3 protein-coding genes are annotated in these 2,047 nt (G+C 62.9%); all 3 read left to right on the top strand.

The genetic code is table 11. The features are described from left to right. Nucleotides 1–1,305 (top strand): multicopper oxidase family protein (locus tag JOZ76_RS27605; protein WP_291704050.1); only part of this gene is annotated, 1,305 nt, incomplete at its 5' end. Nucleotides 1,306–1,355: 50 nt separating this feature from the next. After that, nucleotides 1,356–1,820, top strand: coding sequence for a cupredoxin domain-containing protein (locus tag JOZ76_RS27600; protein WP_291704048.1), 465 nt, complete (start codon nt 1,356–1,358; stop codon nt 1,818–1,820). Nucleotides 1,821–1,840: 20 nt separating this feature from the next. Further along, nucleotides 1,841–2,047 (top strand): copper-binding protein (locus JOZ76_RS27595; RefSeq protein ID WP_291704047.1); only part of this gene is annotated, 207 nt, incomplete at its 3' end.

The following is a 2,047-nucleotide window of genomic DNA, read 5'->3' as shown; positions in this document are numbered from 1 at the left end:
AGCAGCCGCGTGCAAGCGGCCAGCATTCCGGAAGCGGCTTTCAGCCCGGCAACCACCATGCAGCCGCCGCTGCACCCCTCGACTGGGCCCGCTTATCAGCCGGTGGTGACGCTCAATGGATGGACGCTGCCCTGGCGCATGAACGGCGAGTGGAAGGAATTCCATCTCGTGGCCGAGCCGGTCGTGCGTGAGATCGCGCCCGGCATGAAGGCGCACCTGTGGGGCTATAACGGGCAGTCGCCCGGCCCGACCATCGAGGCGGTCGAAGGCGACAAGGTCCGCATCTTCGTCACCAACCGTCTGCCCGAGCACACCACCGTGCACTGGCACGGCATGATCCTGCCGAACGGCATGGACGGCGTCGGCGGGCTGACGCAAGCCCACATCAAGCCCGGCAAGACTTTCGTCTACGAGTTCGAGCTGAAGAAGAGCGGCACGTTCATGTACCACCCGCATTCCGACGAGATGGTGCAGATGGCGATGGGCATGATGGGCATGTTCATCGTGCACCCGCGCGACCGCACCTTCCGCCCGGTGGATCGCGACTTCGTCTTCATCATGAGCAGCTATCGCATCGATCCCGGGACCTTTTTGCCCAGGGTCAACGAGATGACCGACTTCAACATGTGGACCTGGAATTCCCGCGTGTTTCCCGGCATCGATCCGCTGCCGGTGCGGCTCGGCGACAGGGTGCGCGTGCGCATCGGTAATCTCACGATGACCAACCATCCGATCCATCTGCACGGTTTCAGCTTCGCCGTGAGTTGCACCGACGGCGGCTGGATTTCAGAGAGTGCCCGGATCCCCGAGACCACCACCGACGTTCCGGTCGGCGCCATCAGGGCTTTCGACGTGCTCGCTGACGCGCCCGGCGACTGGGCGTTCCACTGCCACAAATCGCATCACACCATGAATGCGATGGGCCACGAGATGCGCAACTTGATCGGCGTGTCGCGCAACGACCTCGCCAAGGCCGTTGGCAAGCTCGCGCCCGACGCTATGGCGATGGGCTCGACCGGGATGGCGATGGGCAGCATGGAGATGCCGGCGCCCGACAACACGCTCCCGATGATGACCGGCGATGGTCCGTTCGGGCCGCTGGAGATGGGCGGCATGTTCACCGTGATGAAGGTGCGCAAGGACCTCGCGCGCGACGACTACCGCGATCCCCCTCGTTACGACCACCCGCCGGGCACGGTCGCCTACGAGGTCGACGCGCCGACGAGCGAGCCCGTGCGTTCGCCGCAGACCACCAGGCCGCCGGCGCAGGACGAGGGCGGAAAATCCATCAAGGGACGAAGATGAAGATGTGACAAGCCGCCAAACTGCATCCCATCCATTTCCGGAGAATCGAAATGACTAAGAACACCGTGCTTGTCGGCATCGCCATCATCGCAATCGCGCATGTCGCCGCGCCAGCGTTCGGCCACGAAGGCCACCATCATGCTTCCTTTTCGGCCGGCGAGCCCGGTGATGCCAGCAAGCCCTCGCGCACCATCGAGATCGAGATGAGCGAGATGAAGTTCTCGCCGTCGCAGATCGACGTGAAGCGCGGCGAGCAGATCCGCTTCGTCATCCGCAATGAAGGGACGGAGGATCACGAATTCCTGCTGGCGACCACCAAGGAAAACCTCGCGCATGCCGAGGTGATGAAGAAGCACCCTCATATGGAACATGACGATCCGAACGGGGTGCGGCTTTCCCCGTACAAATCGGCCGAGTTGGTCTGGAAGTTCACCAAGGCCGGCACCTTCGAATACGCCTGCCTTATCCCCAAGCATCGCGACTACGGCATGCTCGGCCATGTCGTCGTGAGGTGAAGTGCAAGAAGGAGAAGTCGATGAGAAAGCTGACACTGGCACTCGCAGCCGCAATCCTGACCATCGCAACCTCGGCCGTCGCGGCGGAAGCCATCACCGGCGAGGTCAAGAAGATCGACGAACGCGCGGAAAAGATCACGCTGAAGCACGGCCCAGCCAAGAGCCTCGGCATGGATGAGGGCATGACGATGGTCTATCGCGTCAAGGATCCCGCGATGCTCAAGCAG

The sequence above is a fragment of the Bradyrhizobium sp. genome (assembly GCF_019244115.1).
GTDB lineage: Bacteria > Pseudomonadota > Alphaproteobacteria > Rhizobiales > Xanthobacteraceae > Bradyrhizobium.
The sequence above is the reverse complement of the archived record's forward strand: the minus strand, read 5'-3'. Positions and strand labels throughout refer to the sequence as shown.

Excerpts from the sequence above, each read along its gene's own strand:
- JOZ76_RS27600 (WP_291704048.1), top strand. The coding sequence starts at position 1,356 with ATGACTAAGAACACCGTGCTTGTCGGCATCGCCATCATCGCAATCGCG.